The sequence below is a fragment of the Fusobacterium sp. JB019 genome, assembly GCA_030673965.1.
Classification (GTDB): domain Bacteria; phylum Fusobacteriota; class Fusobacteriia; order Fusobacteriales; family Fusobacteriaceae; genus Fusobacterium_B.
This window is the reverse complement of record JAUTCN010000019.1, coordinates 14705-32482: the sequence shown is the minus strand read 5'-3', so window position 1 is coordinate 32482 and position 17778 is coordinate 14705. Positions and strand designations below refer to the sequence as shown.

At 24.9% G+C, this 17778-nt stretch carries 11 protein-coding genes; all 11 read left to right on the top strand.

Annotated elements, in window-relative coordinates; genetic code table 11:
- The first annotated feature begins 29 nt into the window (after positions 1–29).
- Complete coding sequence (gene mltG, locus Q7K47_09615) at positions 30–992, top strand: endolytic transglycosylase MltG (protein MDP0507452.1); 963 nt, start codon at positions 30–32, stop codon at positions 990–992.
- Complete coding sequence (locus tag Q7K47_09610; protein ID MDP0507451.1) at positions 993–2651, top strand: B12-binding domain-containing radical SAM protein; 1659 nt, start codon at positions 993–995, stop codon at positions 2649–2651.
- A 13-nt stretch (positions 2652–2664) separates the two neighbouring features.
- Complete coding sequence (gene tilS, locus Q7K47_09605) at positions 2665–3999, top strand: tRNA lysidine(34) synthetase TilS (protein ID MDP0507450.1); 1335 nt, start codon at positions 2665–2667, stop codon at positions 3997–3999.
- A complete protein-coding gene (gene ftsH / locus Q7K47_09600; protein ID MDP0507449.1) occupies positions 3993–6197 on the top strand; it encodes an ATP-dependent zinc metalloprotease FtsH in 2205 nt (734 codons plus the stop codon). Before tilS ends, ftsH begins: the two co-directional genes overlap by 7 nt.
- A gap of 108 nt (positions 6198–6305) precedes the next feature.
- Entirely contained in the window at positions 6306–6563 is a 258-nt protein-coding gene (gene rpsO / locus Q7K47_09595; GenBank protein ID MDP0507448.1) for a 30S ribosomal protein S15, read from the top strand.
- Positions 6564–6697: 134 nt separating this feature from the next.
- Complete coding sequence (locus tag Q7K47_09590) at positions 6698–8038, top strand: TrkH family potassium uptake protein (GenBank protein MDP0507447.1); 1341 nt, start codon at positions 6698–6700, stop codon at positions 8036–8038.
- A 20-nt stretch (positions 8039–8058) separates the two neighbouring features.
- Complete coding sequence (locus Q7K47_09585; GenBank protein MDP0507446.1) at positions 8059–8736, top strand: TrkA family potassium uptake protein; 678 nt, start codon at positions 8059–8061, stop codon at positions 8734–8736.
- Positions 8737–8745: 9 nt separating this feature from the next.
- Positions 8746–10635: a tRNA uridine-5-carboxymethylaminomethyl(34) synthesis enzyme MnmG gene (mnmG, locus tag Q7K47_09580; GenBank protein ID MDP0507445.1), complete on the top strand. Its 1890-nt coding sequence runs from the start codon at positions 8746–8748 to the stop codon at positions 10633–10635.
- Positions 10635–11336: a 16S rRNA (guanine(527)-N(7))-methyltransferase RsmG gene (rsmG, locus tag Q7K47_09575; protein ID MDP0507444.1), complete on the top strand. Its 702-nt coding sequence runs from the start codon at positions 10635–10637 to the stop codon at positions 11334–11336. Before mnmG ends, rsmG begins: the two co-directional genes overlap by 1 nt.
- 26 nt (positions 11337–11362) lie before the next feature.
- Positions 11363–15691 carry a hypothetical protein gene (locus tag Q7K47_09570; protein ID MDP0507443.1) on the top strand — a complete coding sequence of 1443 codons (4329 nt, stop codon included), beginning with the start codon at positions 11363–11365 and terminating at the stop codon, positions 15689–15691.
- A gap of 12 nt (positions 15692–15703) precedes the next feature.
- Entirely contained in the window at positions 15704–17776 is a 2073-nt protein-coding gene (locus Q7K47_09565) for a BamA/TamA family outer membrane protein (protein MDP0507442.1), read from the top strand.
- Positions 17777–17778: the final 2 nt, after the last annotated feature.

Genomic DNA, 17778 nt, shown 5'->3' with positions numbered 1-17778 from the left:
AGAGAGCAGTTCTTATATACGGAGGATTTATGATTGGAATTCTAAATAAATTAAAAAGGATAATTTCTATCTTTTTTATTTTTATTATTTTAGGAATGGCTTTTATAACTTATCAAGTAGAAAGAAAGATTCAATATAATCAAGTTTTAGAAATAAAAAAAGGTGATTCAGTAATAAAAACAATTAAAAAATTAAAACCTTCAAGGGTATTTTATTTTAAGGTATATTTAAAATTATGTAATAATGGTAAGGATATAAAAGCAGGATACTATGAACTAAATGGAAGTTACTCTATAAAAGAAATAGTAGAAATGTTACAAAAAGGAAAAGATAAAATTTTCAAATTTACAATTCAAGAAGGATTAACTGTTAATGAGATAATAGAAAAATTAGAAAAAGAGCAAAAAATAGATAAAAATAAGTTCATTAAGGAATTGGAAAATATAGATTTTCCTTATATAACTCCTAAAAATAATTTTGAAGGATATTTTTATCCAAATACTTACTATTTTCCAGAACATGTTAGCGAAAAAGAAATAATAAAAACAATATTAGATGAATTTTTAAAAAAGTTTCCTCCTGAAAAATATTCAGATAAAGAAGAATTTTATCAAAAGTTAATATTAGCTTCTATAATAGAAAGAGAAGCTCAAGTTGAAAAAGATAAAAAATTAATAGCTTCAGTTTTTTATAATAGGTTGAAAAAAGGAATGACATTATCTTCAGATGCTACAGTTAATTATGTGTTTAATTATAAGAAAAAAAGGATTTTTTACAAAGATTTAAAGGTAGAGTCACCTTATAATACTTATGTTAATAAGGGACTTCCTCCTGCACCAATAGGAAATCCAGATAAAATTTCTATTGATGCAGCTTATAATCCTTCTAAAACTAATTATTTATTTTTTGTAGCTAAAGGTGATGGAGCTCATTATTTTAGTAAAACATATGGGGAACATTTAGAATTTCAGAGAAAAAATAAAAAGAAATAGGTGATAATATTGGATAATATTTTGGTTGGAATAAATAGTAAATATGTTCATACAAATTTAGCAATTAGATATTTAAAGAAATTTGTACTAGAGAATAGTAATTATGAAATAGATATATATGAAAATACAATAAACAATAATATAAATAAAATCATAAGAGATATAGTTGAAAAAAAGCCAAAAAATATATTCTTTTCAGTTTATATTTGGAATGTTGAAATGGTTTTAAAAATAGCAAAAGAATTAAAAAAAATATTAAAGGATAGTAATATATTATTTGGGGGACCAGAAGTTAGCTATATTCCTAAAGAAATAATGGAAAGTAATGAATTTATTGATGGAATAATGATAGGAGAGGGAGAAATAACAATTTTATCTTATTTGAATAAAGATGAAAATCAACTAGGAATTTATTATAGAGAAAATAACAAAATAAAATTTAATGGTTATCAAAGACTAATAGATAACTTAGATATAGTTCCTTTTCCGTATACAGATGAAGAATTAGGAGATATACATAAAATAGTTTATTATGAATCTGCAAGAGGATGTCCTTTTAATTGTTCTTATTGTATGTCTTCAATAGATAAAAGTGTTAGATTCTTTTCTTTAGAAAGAACTAAAAAAGATTTGAAAAAATTTATAGATATTGGGACTAAATTAGTTAAATTTGTGGATAGAACTTTTAATTTAAATAAAAAAAGATATTTAGAAATATGGAGATTTTTACTTGAAAATTATAGAGAGGATATTGTCTTTCATTTTGAAATAAATGCAAATATTTTTGACGATGAGGTTCTTGAATTTTTAAAAAAAGTACCTAGAGAATTTTTTCAATTTGAAATAGGAGTTCAAACAATAAATTATGATACAATGAAATCAATAAATAGAAAAAATGATTTACAAAAATTATTTCATAATGTTACAGAAATAAATAAGACGATACATTTACATTTAGATCTAATAGCGGGTCTTCCTTATGAGGATTATGAAACTTTTGGGAAGTCCTTTAATTATGTTTATAAAACAAAATGTGAAATGATTCAACTAGGTTTTTTGAAAATTCTAAGTGGAACAGAAATGGAAACTAAAGTAGAGGAATATGGTTATAAATATATAGATTATCCTCCTTATGAATTTTTATATAACAAATTTTTATCTTATGAGGATGTTTGTAAATTAAAAGACTTAGAAGAAGTTCTTGATTATTATTATAACTCTCAAAAGTTTTTAAAATCTTTAGAGTTTGTAATATCTAATTTTTATAAAAGTCCATTTAAATTTTTTGAAGAAATAGGAAGGTATTATAAAAATAATGGATATTTAGATATAGCGCATAAAGAAGTGGCAATATTTAATTATTTTGTAGATTTTTATAACATGAAAGATTTTCCTAAAAAAGATGAATTTTTGGAATATTTAAAATTTGATTATTTAATGATTAAAAAACCTGGTTATTATCCAGAGTGGCTTAACTCATATAAAAACAAAGAAAAATATAAGAACGAAGTTGAAAAAATGGATTTTAAAACTTCAAGAGAAGCTTATAAAAAAACAGAAATAGAAAGATTTAATTTTGATATAGATACTTTAAAAGTGGATAAAATAGATATTTTATTTAATTATAAAAAGAAAAAAACAACTTATTTTATTGTATAATTAGGAGTTAATAATGAATGTAATAGATAAAGTTATAAGAAGAATAGAAATAGAAAAATTAGTAAAGCAAAATGATAGGATAGTTTTAGGGTGTTCAGGAGGACCAGATTCTATTTTTTTATTAGAAGTTTTTTTAAAAATTAGAAGCAAATACAACTTAACATTAGCTTTAGCTCATATAAATCATTTATATAGAGGAGAGTTTGCATTAAGGGATGAGAATCATGTGAAAAAAATAGGAGAAAAGAATAATATTCCAGTATTTGTAAGAAAAAAAAGTATGGAAAATCTATCTAAAGAAAAGAAAATAACATTAGAAGAAGCTGGTAGAGAAATCAGATATTCATTTTTTGATGAGGTTTTAGAAAAAATAAATGGAAATAAAGTGGCTTTAGCTCATAATTTAGACGATCAAGTAGAAACTTTTTTATTTAGAATGATGAGAGGTTCTTCTCTAGAAGGGTTAGAGGGGATAGCAGAAGTTAGAGATAAATTTATAAGGCCTATGAATGAAATATATAAAAAGGATATTTTAGAATATTTGGATCAAAATAGTATAGAATATATGCTGGATCATACTAATTTTGAAAATGAATATACAAGAAACTCTATAAGATTAGATTTAATACCTTTTATAGAAAAAAGGTATAATCCTAAATTTAAAGATAAAATTTTTAATTTAATGAAAGAAATAAAAGAAATTAATAGTACAATTGAAATTGATTATAATGATTATATTGATGTGAACAAATTAAATTGGCAAAAGATTTTCAATGAAAATCCTTACATTCAAAAGAAAGTTATAAATAAATTTTTAAATTTAAATAATATCCAAACTTCAAGAAGCAAAATAGAAAATATATTTAAATTATTGAAAACTACGGGAAGTAAAAAAATAAAATTGGATAAAGACTATACTCTATTAAAAGAGTATGATAGAATAACAATAGTACAGAACAAAATAAAAGAAAAAGAATTAGAAACTACTACACTTAAAATTCCTGGTGAGGTAATTTTTGGAGATTATATTATATCGACTTTTAACATAGAAAATAAAATAAAATTAAATGAGACTGATTTTTTAACAACTTTAAAAGAAGGAGAAGATCTTTTAATTAGAATTAGAAAACCTGGTGATAGGATTAAGTTAAAAGGATTAGAAAATCCAAAAAAGGTTAAAGATATAATGATAAATTCAAAAGTACCTAAATCTAAAAGAGAAAGTTTGCCTATAATTTTATGTAAAGATGAAATAGTATGTATAGGGAATATAAAAAAGAGTGAAAAATTTATCTCAAGAGATAAAAAGGGAACAGTTGTGCTAAATGTAAGGAGGAAAGAATGCTAGAAGATAAAGATAAAAATCTTAAAAGTTCGATTTCTGAGGAGAAGAATAAAGAAAAATTGGAAATTGAAAATGAAGTTAAAGATGATACTATAGAGGAAAAAGAAAGTTCTAAAGGTGACGAAGAATTAAAAGAAGCTAATTTAGAAGAAAATACTGAAAAAGAATCAGAAGATTCTGAAAAAGAAGAAAAAAAGAAGGATCCTAAGAAAGAAAAAGAAATTGAAAAACAGTTAGAAGAAAGAAAGAACGAATTAAAAGATAAACTTTATTCAGGAATGAATTCAAAATTAAATATGAAAAAAAGCAAGTTAAGTTTTAAAGGATTGATAATGTTAATTTTTATTATAACAGTGTTACTTTCTTTACCAAACATGATGTCAGATATGGAGAAAACACCTGCCAAAAATGTATCATATAGTGAATTTATTGATCTTTCAAAAAATCAAGAGATAAAATCAGTTGAAGAAAAAGATGGTTTTGTTTATGGAAGAATTGGAGAGGGAGAAGAATTAAAAGTTTATAAAACTAGAATGATAACAAATAGATTAGGACAAGATGCTAATTTAGTTAAAACATTAGAGAATAGTAGTGTTGTAATAAAATCAACACCACCTGAAGAATTACCATTTATATTAAATTTACTTGCTTCGTGGTTCCCTATGTTACTTCTTATAGGAGTTTGGTTCTTCATGCTAAATAAGATGAACAAGGGAGGCGGAGGACCTCAAATATTTAATATGGGAAAATCAAAAGCAAAAGAAAATGGAGAAGAAATATCTGATGTAACTTTTGCAGATGTTGCAGGAATTGATGAAGCTAAGCAAGAACTTCAAGAAGTTGTAGAATTTTTAAAAGAACCTGAGAAATTTAAAAATTTAGGTGCTAAAATTCCAAAAGGAGTATTATTATTAGGAAATCCAGGTACAGGAAAAACTTTACTTGCTAAAGCAGTAGCAGGAGAAGCTAAAGTTCCATTCTTTAGTATGTCAGGATCAGAATTTGTAGAAATGTTTGTTGGTGTTGGAGCATCAAGAGTAAGAGATTTATTTGCTAAAGCTAGAAAATCAGCTCCATGTATAGTATTTATTGATGAGATAGATGCTGTTGGAAGAAAAAGAGGTTCTGGTCAAGGCGGAGGAAATGATGAAAGAGAACAAACTTTAAATCAACTTTTAGTTGAAATGGATGGGTTTGGAACTGGAGAAACTATTATAGTTTTGGCAGCAACAAATAGACCAGATGTTTTGGACAGAGCTCTAAGAAGACCAGGAAGATTTGATAGACAGGTTGTTGTAGACGCTCCGGATATAAAAGGAAGAAAAGCGATTTTAGAAGTACATGCTAAAAATAAAAAATTTGCAGATGATGTAGACTTTCAAACGTTAGCGAGAAAAACAGTAGGTTTAGTAGGAGCAGATCTTGCAAATATATTAAATGAAGCAGCAATTTTAGCAGCAAGACAAGGTAGAGAAGAAATAAATATGGCTGACTTGGAAGAGGCTTCTGAAAAAGTTGAAATGGGTTCAGAAAAAAGATCAAAAGTAGTTTCTGAAAAAGAAAAACTAAAAACAGCTTATCATGAAGCTGGACATGCAGTGATAAATTATTTATATATGAATGATACAGATCCTGTTCATAAAGTAACAATAATACCTAGAGGTATGGCAGGTGGATATACAATGGCACTACCTAATGAGGACAGATATTATTATTCTAAAAAATGGTTTATTAATAAAATGAAAATGTGTTATGGGGGAAGAGCTGCAGATGAATTAGTATCTGGAGAAGTAAATACAGGAGCAAGCCAAGATATTAAAGTTGCTACTAGTATAGCTCAGGGAATAGTAACAAGATATGGTATGAACGAAAAATTTGGACCAATTTTATTAGATGGAACAAATGAAGGGGATATGTTCCAACAAAAGTATTATAGTGATGTAACGGGTAAAGAAGTTGATGAAGAAATTATAAGACTTGTAAAAGAAACTTATGCAGAGACAGTACAAGCTTTAGTAGATAATAGAGAAAAATTGGATGCCTTAGCTCATGCGTTATGTGAAAGAGAAACAGTTATGAGAACTGAGTTTGAAGCTCTTATGAGAGGGGAAGAATTACCTCCTTTACTATTAGTTAAAGAAAAGGAAATTAAACAAGAAGAAGTAGAAGAAAAAGAAGAAACAGAAAAAGAAGAAGAATAAATCTTTACAAATTAAATGATGTATGTTACAATTATATGAATTTATCCTAGGATGTGGGATTGGCCTCCTATTTCGTGGGTTAAATAATAAAATTAGGAGGAAGGCTAAATGAGATCAAAATTAGAAATAACTAAAGAATTTGGAAAAAATGAAAAAGATACTGGTTCTACTAGAGTACAAGTAGCTATATTAACAGAGGAAATCAAACATTTAACAGAGCATTTAAAAGTTCACAAAAAAGATTACCATTCAAGATTAGGATTACTTAAAAAGGTAGGACACAGAAAAAGATTATTAAACTACTTAGCTTCAAAAGATATCAATGAATATAGAAGTTTAATTGCTCAATTAGGAATTAGAAAATAGTAGTATAAAAGTTATTTTTACCGCTGACATAAATTGTTAGCGGTATTTTTATTTAAAGATTAAAAAACTTGAAAGCTAGTGTAAAATAAAGTAAAATAGTAAGAGTAATAAAAGAAATAATATTGGAGGAAAAAATGAAAAAATTTAATTTTTTTATAAAATTTTCTCTTTCTCAAAAATTAATAATGGGATTTATGATAGCTATAATTGTTGGAACATTAATTTTAATGTTACCAGTGGCAACAACAAGTAGCCAGGGGCTAGGTTTTATAACAGCTCTATTTACAATAGCTTCAGCAATTTGTGTGACAGGTTTATCTGTTATAGATGTAAGTAAAGAATTAACTAATTTTGGACAAATGGTTTTACTTATATTTATCCAACTTGGAGGGCTAGGAATAATGACTTTTTCTTCATTTATTTTTATGCTTATAGGAAAAAAGATAACTTATGAGGAAAGAGAATTATTAAAAGAAGAGAGAAATGTAGAAGATAATGGCGGAATTATTGGTTTTTTAAGGAAAGTTATTCTAACTGTTTTTTCAATAGAAATTATTGGAGCAATATTTTTGACAATTGGATTTTTAAAAGAAATGCCTTTGAAAACAGCTGTTTATTTTGGAATATTTCATAGTATTTCAGCTTTTTGTAATGCAGGTTTTAGTTTGTTTACTAATGGATTAGAAGGTTACTCTTCAGATTTTTTAATAAATATGACAGTGGCTTATTTAATAATTATAGGTGGAATTGGATTTGCAGTAATAAATTCTATAGTATATTCTGTAAGATACAAAAGGAATAAATTAGATTTAACTTCTAAAGTTGCAGTAACAATTACAACTATTTTAACTGTTATAGGTATGTTTTTTTTCTTTGTTTTTGAGTATAGAAATAACGGAACAATTGGAAATATGCCTTTAGGTCAAAAAATATTAGCTTCTTTTTTTCAAAGCGTAACTACTAGGACAGCAGGATTTAATACTGTACCAATTGGAAATTTAACAGAATCTTCTATATTAATGTTTTGTATGTTGATGTTTGTAGGAGCTTCTCCAGGATCGACTGGTGGAGGAATTAAAACGACAACAATGGGAGTAATAATTTTTTATGTTATAGGAGTAATTAGAAAAAAAGAAAAGATTTCTATATTTAATAGAAGAATAGGATGGGAGATATTAAACAGAGCTATAACTATTTTAGTTTTAGCAATAGCGTATATTTTAACAATAACTTTAATAATTTTATCTATAGAAAATATAACATTTAATCAAGCAATTTTTGAAGTAGTTTCAGCTTTTGGAACTGTGGGGCTGACTTTAGGAGTAACATCAGATTTAGGGACAGTATCTAGATTATTAATAATTATAACTATGTTTATAGGAAGATTAGGTCCTATGACATTTGCAATTGCTTTTGGTGGAACTAATAAAATTGAAAAAATAAGTTTCCCAAAAGAAAATATTATTGTAGGATAGAATATAATTGGGAGGAATAAATGAAGCAATATTTAGTAATAGGGTTGGGAAGTTTTGGGAGTAGTGTTTTAAAAACTTTATACGAAGCAGGAGAAGAAGTTTTAGGAATAGATTCTAAAGAAACTGAAGTTCAAGAAATAGTGAATTCTAATTATGCTGAAAATGCAGTTATTTTAGATGCTACAGATGAGATACAATTAAAAAAAATAGGAGTTAAAAATTTTGATATAGTTTTTGTTTGTGTTGGAGCAATTGAACCGAGTATAATGATAACGCTTAATTTAAAAGAATTAGGGGTTAAAAAATTAATTGCTAAAGCATCAAGCAAAAAACATAGAAAACTTTTAGAGAAAGTTGGGGCAGATCAAGTAATATATCCTGAAGAATATATGGGGAAAAGAACAGCTCTTATAGCAATGGAGCCTAATATGATAGAACATTTAAGATTTTCTCAAGATTTTTTATTAGCAGAAATAAAGGCACCTTCAGTATTTTGGGAAAAAACTATCTTAGAAGCTAATATTAGAAAAAATTATAATGTGAATATAGTTGGAATAAAAAAGATAACAGGTAAATTAATTCCTAATCCCACAGCTAATACTAAATTAGAAAAAGATGATATATTGATTGTAGTAACAGATTCAAAAACAGCAAATAAATTAAACGGATTAATAAAAAAAGAATTTAAAGAAGATTAGGAGGAAAAAATGTTAGATTTTGATGTTATAGTAATAGGTGCTGGTCATGCGGGATGTGAAGCAGCTTTAGCTCCAGCTAGAATGGGCTTAAAAACAGCAATTTTTACTATAAGTTTAGATAGAATAGGGTACATGTCATGTAATCCATCTTTAGGAGGACCTGCTAAATCACATTTGATAAAAGAAATTGATGCTTTAGGTGGAGAAATAGGAAGAAATATAGACAAAACATTCATACAAATAAGAGTATTAAACACTAAAAAGGGTCCAGCTGTAAGATCTTTGAGAGCTCAAGCAGATAAACCTAGATATACAATTGAAATGAAAAAGACACTTGAAAATACAGAAAATTTGGAAACTATACAAGGAATAGTAACAGATCTTATAGTGAAAGATGGAAAGGTAACAGGTGTTAAGACAAAAGAAGGAGTGGAATATTCTTCTAAAGCAGTTATAATAGCAACAGGAACATTTATGAGAGGGCTTATTCATATAGGTGAGAGCCATTTTAGCGGTGGAAGAATGGGAGAATTATCTTCAGAAGAGTTGCCATGCGCATTAGATAAATTAGGAATAAAGTTAGGAAGATTCAAAACAGGAACTCCTGCTAGAGTAGATGAAAGAACAATAGATTTTTCTAAAACAGAAGAACAACCAGGAGATAAAAGTCAATTAAGATTCTCCACACATTCGTCTTATGAAGAATTATCTAAAAGAAAACAAATTTCTTGTCATCTTCTTCATACAAATGAGAAAGCTCATGAAATAATTAGAAAAAATAAAGATAGGTCACCTTTATATAATGGAACTATACAGGGAACAGGACCTAGATATTGTCCTTCTGTAGAAGATAAAATATTTAAATATCCTGAAAAAACTCAACATCATCTTTTTTTAGAAAAAGAAGGGTATGATACAAATGAGATTTATGTGAGCGGACTTTCTAATTCATTACCTGCAGAGGTTCAATATGAAGTTATGAAGGCTATCCCTGCATTAGAAAATGCAAGAATAATGAGATATGCTTATGCAATTGAATATGATTATGTAGATACTGAGGAAATAACTTATTCTTTAGAAAGTAAAAAAATAAAGAATTTATATACTGCTGGTCAAATAAATGGAACATCAGGTTATGAAGAAGCGGCAGCTCAAGGAATTATGGCGGGAATAAATGCAGCTAGAAAAATCCAAGGGAAAGATTCCATTATACTAGATAGAGCAGATTCATATATAGGGACATTAATTGATGATATAGTATCAAAAGGTACAGATGAACCTTATAGAATGTTTACTGCAAGAAGTGAGTATAGATTAATTTTAAGAGAAGATAATGCGGACTTAAGATTAACTAAATTAGGGTATGAAATAGGATTAGTTGAAGAAGAGGAATATAAAAGAGTTTGTTTTAAAGAAGAAAAAGTAAAAGAAGTTATTGAAAAATTAAAAAAACAATATATTGGTAGTAGCAATCCTAGAGTTAATGAAATTTTAATGAAATATAATGAAAAGCCAATTAATAATGGTATAACATTATTTGAATTTTTAAGAAGACCAGCAGTAACTTATAAAGATGTTGTATATGTAAGTGAATTAATAAAAGAATTTAATTTAGAAAATTATTTAGAAGATATAGAATATCAAATTGAAATACAAGTTAAATATTCAGGATATATTGAACGTTCTATGAAAAATATACAAAAACATAAAAATTTAGAAGATAAAAAAATACCAGAAGATATGGATTATGATTCTTTAGGGAATATCCCAAGAGAAGCAAAGGAAAAACTAAAAAGGATAAGACCTTTAAATATAGGACAAGCCTCTAGAATATCAGGAGTTTCACCAGCAGATATTCAAGTTTTACTTATATATTTAAAAATGAGAGGAAAAAATTAATGGAAAAATATTTAATAGAAGGAATAAAAAAAATAGGAATTGAAATATCGGAAGAAAAAGTAGATAATTTAATGAAGTTTCTTAAATTATTAATGGAATATAATTCTCATACAAATTTAACAGCAATAAGAGATGAGAAAGGAATAATTGAAAAACATTTTTTAGATTCTCTCTTATTAATGAAACATTTCAATTTAAAATCAGGAAAGGCAATAGATATAGGAACAGGGGCAGGGTTTCCAGGTATGGTTCTGGCAATTTGTAATCCTAAAATACATTTTACTTTAATTGATTCTGTAGGGAAAAAAATTAAGTTTTTAAATCAAGTAAAAGAAGAATTAAAAATTGAAAATGTTGAAGCGATTAGTATCAGAGCAGAAGAGTTTATAAATTCTAAGAATAGAGAAACTTATGATCTTGGATTTTGTAGAGGGGTTTCAAAATTAAATATAATTTTAGAATATATTATTCCTTTTTTAAAGGTACAAGGAAAATTTTTACCCCAAAAAATGATAGGAACAAAAGAAGAAAATAGTAGTTCTAATGCCTTAACTATTTTAAAATCAAGTTTAGAAAATAGTTTTATAGAAGAGTTGCCTTATTCATTAGAACCAAGAGTAATATTAGAAATAATAAAAAAAGAGAAAACAAATAAAAAATATCCACGTAAAACAGGGATTCCTGCAAAGAGACCATTATAAAAAGAAAAAAGAAGGAGATGAGTACAATGATTAATTATATGAAAAAACATAGAAAAACATTGTTTGTAATTCTCCCTCTTTTTTTTATTTCTTTTATATTTTATCTTTCTATTTATAAAACTGAGTTATTTGTTAGTTATGCTTTTAAATTATTTACAAGAGGGAATATAAAGATAGAAAAATTAGTTTTTGAAAAAGGAAGCGATTATAGAAAAGGTAAAATAAGTTTGAAAAATGTAGATTTATATGACTATGATAATATAAAAGCAGGAGAAATTCCAAAAGTTGAAATAGAATATGATAATTTTAAAATAGAAAATATAAATGTTTATAAACCTAAAGTTATCTTTATAAGAAAGGATAATTATTATAATTTTGCTCATATTTTTGTAAAAATAAATTCATCAGACAAAAAATTAAAAAAAGAAGAGAAAAAAAATACTTATAATCCTATTTTAAAAAAAATCAATATTTCAGATGCAGATGTTTTATATATTGATAAGAGCTATACAAAAGAAATTAAAATGAGGGCAAAAAATGTAGATTCAACTATAGAGTTTTTTAAAGGATATTCTATAGATATTAATGCTACAGGAAATAATGGAGAAGAAAAATATAGTTTAAATTTTAATACATTAAAAAAAAGATATGATTTTAATATTATAGCTAAAAATATTAAAATTAATCAATCAATATTTCAATATGCTTATGACAGTAAAGGAGAAATAACTAATATATCAGGAAATTTGAATATAGATTTTAGAATAAATCCAGAAGGATATTTTGGAAAGGGAAAACTTAGTGATGGAAAAGCAAGATATAGTGATATTTTTCTTCCAATTTCAAATGTAAATTTAGATTTAAAATTTTTAGGCGAAAAAATAAAAATAGATGGAGATTATTTATTAGGAGATAAAGAGAAAGGTTTATTTAATTTAGAATATAGTAAAAAAGAAGGAACAGATATTAATTTTAAATTTAAAGATTTGTCCTATGATACAGCATCATCATATAAATATTTAAATGATTTAAATTTAAAATTAAACAAAATATATTTTGGAGAAGTTGATGTTAATTTAAAATATAAAGATAAACTAAAGGTAGATATATTTTTTTATAGTCCAAAAGGAATAGAAAAAAATAAAGTTAAAATAGATAATATACATGGTAATTTTATATATGAAGATGAAGAATTTAAACTAAAAAATCTTAAATCAACAGTAACATTGGATATTCCTAAAAATAAAATTAGTAAAGAGATAGTGACCGATTTAAAATATAAGAATAAATTAGGTCAATTAAAATTTACGATAAAAGATCCTAAAAAAATATTTTCAGATATAAACTTAGGTTTTGATTTTAAATTAGTAAGAGATGGAATTAATTTTAAATTAAATTCTAAATTATTTTACTTAAAAGGAAATTATGATTATAAAAATAAAATATTAGATTTGAATCAAGATAATAATTTTAAGTTTAAATATAGTTTGAGAGATAAAAAAATATTAAGTTTAAAAGGATTTTTTAATGCTAAATTAGAAGATAAAAATATTGTTTTGAATATGAAAAAAAATAATGACGAAGAGGTAGAGTTTAATGGTAAAATAAAACTTAAAGAAGAAAAAAAAGGCGAAATAAAAGGTAAGTTAAATTTAAAAAATTTTTTGTATAATTTTAATTTTAAACTACATAATCTAACTCTAGAGATAAAAGAAAAATTAGTTAATATAGATTTAAAAGGTGAGATTAGAGGCAGTAAAAATAATCACTTAGCAAACATTGACTTAAAAAAAATTGATTATAAGGATGAAAAGAATAAATTAAATATTCAAGGTATTTTTGGAGAACTAAAAATATCTAAAAAAGATAAAGTAAAGATATTATTTGACGGTCAAATAAATACTGTAAAGATAAAAGATTATATGTTTCGAGGATTAAAATCGAGTTTAAGTTATTTTGATAATGAAATAAATATATTAAATTTAAATAATAGATATTTAAATTTAAGTGGAAATTATAATATTAAAAGCACATTGTCTGATTTTAAATTTAATTTAAAAAATTTAGATGAGAAATTTATTGATTTTAAAAATTATAGTTATAATATTGAAAATATTTATGGAAAAATTTATGGGAAAAAAGATAATTTATATAGTGAAATTAAAATAGATAAAGGGGAAATCTATATAAAAGATAATATTCCTTTAAATTTTTCAGGACAAATTAGCTATTTAAATAAAACTGTTTTTTCAGATGATTTTAAAATTAATAATAATGTTTTAAACTTTAAGTATTATTTAGAAAAAGAAATAGGAAGTTATGATATTGATATTTTTGAATCAGATCTTATTAAAAATATTACAGGAAGCAAAGGAAAATTAATAGGAAAGTTGACGGGAAATATTAATAAAAAAAATATATTCGGAAAATTTAGAGGAACTTTAAGCCAAATGCAATATAAAAGTAAAAATATTCCTTTGATATATTTTCAAGGAGATTTTAAGAATAAAAAAATAAAATTATCAGAAATAACTCTAAAGGATAGCGATAGAAAAAATATAATATATTCTAAAGGGTATGTTGATTTAGGAGAAAATAATTTAGAAATAGAACTTCCTAATCAAAAGTTAAATATTCAGGAAGTTATAACTAGTTCAAATTTAACAGGAGATTTAAATATAAAAGGAAATATAAAAGGTTCTTTTGATAAAATAAATTATGAACTTTTTGCTTTAAGTGATAAAATAAAGTACAAAGAAAATAAAATAGATAATGTTAAGATATTAATATTGGGAGATAATAAGGATCTTAAATTAAAAGAATTTCTTATAAATTATAAAAATGGTAAAATTAATATGGAGGGAAATTACAATTTACAAAATAAAAACTATGAAATGAATTTAAAAAGTTTAGGGGTGGATTTAGATTTTTTCAATATTATTTTCAATGAATATGGGATTAACGATATTAAAGGAATAGGAAAAATTGATTTAAAGTTATTTAATGATGGGGCATTAGGGAATATTGTTGTTGATAAATTTGGCTTAGCTTTAGAAAAATATAAGCTTTATTTATCTAATTTATCAGGTGCTATAAAGATAGAAAAAAATAAATTAATTATTAATAAATTTTTAGGGATATTAAATGGTGGAACCGTTAATATAAAAGGAAACATTTTAAAAAAAGATTCTTTAGGTAAAGGATTAGATTTAGATTCAAATAATATATTATATAATTTGATTTTAGATGGAAGAAATATTTCTTATTCTTTTGATGATTATTTTGATTTGAATTTTAATACTAGAATGCAATTTTTAAAAAATAGAATAATAGGGAATGTAACTATAAATAATGGAGAAATAAAAAATATTTTAAAAAAAGATTTAAGTTTAATAACTTGGATTAAAAATTTTATAAAAGAAAAATTAATGAATAATATTATTATAGAAAAATCTAAGAATGAAACTTTAAAATCTAAAGATTATTTTTCTGAAGATTTAAAAATTAACATTGGTTTTAATATTGATAATGGTATAGATTTAAATGTAAAAGAGACAACTTCCTATATTTCAAATTTAAGAGGTAAAATATTTGGTCAAGGGCTTTTACAAGGAAATTTAAAAAAATTAAACTTTTTAGGAGAAACTAACATCAAAGATGGTGGATTTCTTTTAAATGGAAACGAATTTACTATAGACAAAGCTTTAATACTTTTTAATAATAGAAATGAATATATTCCAGATTTAAATCCAAATGTAGTCTTAGTTACCAGTTCCATAATAAATTCTAAGATTTTTGAAATATCTTTAAGTGGATTAAGTAAAAATTTAACATTTAAAATAAGAAGTGGAGATACAACTTCTGTAAATACTTTGGATAGTCTATTAAACGGAGAGGAACTTGATGAAAATAGATATGGAAATGCACATTTATTATTAACTAATATATTAGGAGGTCAGATTTCAGATATAGTTGTAAACCCAATAGTTGAAATATTTAAAGAAGTCTTTAGGTTACCTAAACTAAGAGTTTCTTCTAATATTATAGCAGAGCAAAATAAAAATAATAAAGAAAAGGAAGAAACTTTATATGGAGCTTATTTAGAAGCACAGATGCCTTTATATAAAGAAAAGATATTTGGAAAAGTGAAATTTAATTTTATGGGAGATTCTAACAGTGAAAAATCAAGGGAATCTTATGGACTTGTAAATTATGACGTAAATGTATATAATAAGATAAATAAAAATATTTCATGGGGAGTTGGTGCACAAAAATTAAGAGATGATGTAGAAGTAAAGAGGCGAGAAATTAACTATTATATTGAATTAAAATTTGAGAAAAAATTTGATTTTTAATGGAGGGATTTAATGAGAAAAAAGTTTGTGATTGTTCTGAGTTTTATAATGATGATGTTTGCATATGGAGCAGATAAAAATATAAAAAGTCAGGATTATAAAATTGAAAAAATAACAATAAACAATGTTAGAGAAATACCTAAAATAACAATATTATCTAAAATGATTTCTAAAAAAGGAAATAAATTTTCTACAGAAAAAATGGTAAAAGATTACAAAACTTTAAAAGAATTAGATTATATAGAAACTGTTAAGCTTTACCCCAAGTATTATAATGAGGGGATAAGATTAGTAGTTGATATTAAAGAAAAAAAAGATGTTAAAGAAATTTTAAGAAAAAAAGGGATAGTACCAGTTTCAGATAGAGAAAACATAAATAAATCAGTTATAATAAAAGAAATAAACTTTTATGGAAATTATGAAACTCCGACTAAAAAATTAGCAAAGTTAATCCCTTTAGAAATTGGAGGATATTACTCTAATAATAAATTAAAAGAAGGGTATAGAAAATTAGTTGAGTCAGGATATTTTAGACAAATAACTCCTGACATAGAAGAAGTTAATGGTGGAATAGTTATTGATTTTTATTTTACTGAAAATCCTATAATAAAAAAAGTAAATATAATAGGAAATACAGTATATAAGACAGAAGAAATTAAAGAATTAATAGAAACTAAAACTAAAACAATATTAAATTATAATATTTTAAGAAAAGATAGAGAAGCTATAATAAAAAAATATAGTCAAGATGGATATGTTCTTGCAAGGGTTCAAGATATGTCATTAAATAAAAAATCAGAACTTAATATTTTTCTTAAAGAAGGTTTAGTTAAAGATGTTAAATTTCAAAAAATGGTAACAAAACAAAAGGGACAAAGAAGAGAAGCAAAAGATACAATACTAAAAACTAAAGATTATTTAATTGAAAGAGAAATAGAAATAGAAAAAGGAAAAGTTTTTAATATAAATGAATATAATAGAACTTCAGAGAATTTAATGAGACTAGGTTTTATAAAAAGTGTTAAATATGAAGTGAGAGATGTTGTAAATTCTATAGATAGTAAAGAAATTGTTTTATTGGTTGAAGAAGATAGAACTGCAAGAATTCAAGGAGCAATTTCGTATGGTTCTGAATTAGGACTTATGGGAACTTTATCTTTAGAAGAAAATAACTGGAAAGGAAAAGGTCAAAGAGCTTCATTATCTTATGAAAAATCAGATGAAAATTATAGTAGTTTTTCTATAAACTTTTCAGATCCATGGATAAAAGATACAGATAGAATTTCTTGGGGATGGAGTATTTATAAAAACGATTATGAAAATGGAGACAGCGAAGCTTTTAATGAAATAGACACTTACGGAATCAGTGCTAATGTTGGAAAAGGGCTTACTAAAAATGTAAGAATAAATTTAGGAACTAAATTTGAAATGGTAGAGACAAGTCCAAGTAAAGAATTTGGAATTGCTTCAGATGGTAGTCATATAAAATATTATGATGATAAATATAATTTATATAGTATTTATCCTTCTATTTCTTATGATACTAGAAATAGTTATTTTAATCCAACTAAAGGAGAATTCTATAAATGGCAAGTAGAACTAGGATATGCTTCAGGAGAAGAATCAAGTTATTTTACAAACACAACTTTAGAAGCTAGAAAATATCATAGAGGATTTACGAAAAATAATATATTTGCATATAGAGCTGTTTTTGGAATACAATCAGATGATACAAAAGAATCTCAAAGATATTGGGTTGGAGGAAGTAGCACTCTTAGAGGATATGATGGTGGAGAATTTAGAGGAACTAGGAAATTTACAGTTAATTTAGAGAATAGAACTCAATTTAATGATGTTTTAGGAGGAGTTATATTTATAGATGCAGGAAGAGCTTGGGATTATAAAGGAATAGATCAAGGTTATAAAAGAGATGCACAAATGCCAGATAAGATAGCATATACAGCAGGTGTAGGTCTTAGAGTAAATACTCCAATGGGTCCATTAAGATTTGATTTTGGATGGCCAATTGGCGATGATGAAGCAAGTGGAATGCAGTTCTACTTTAATATGGGACAATCATTTTAAAT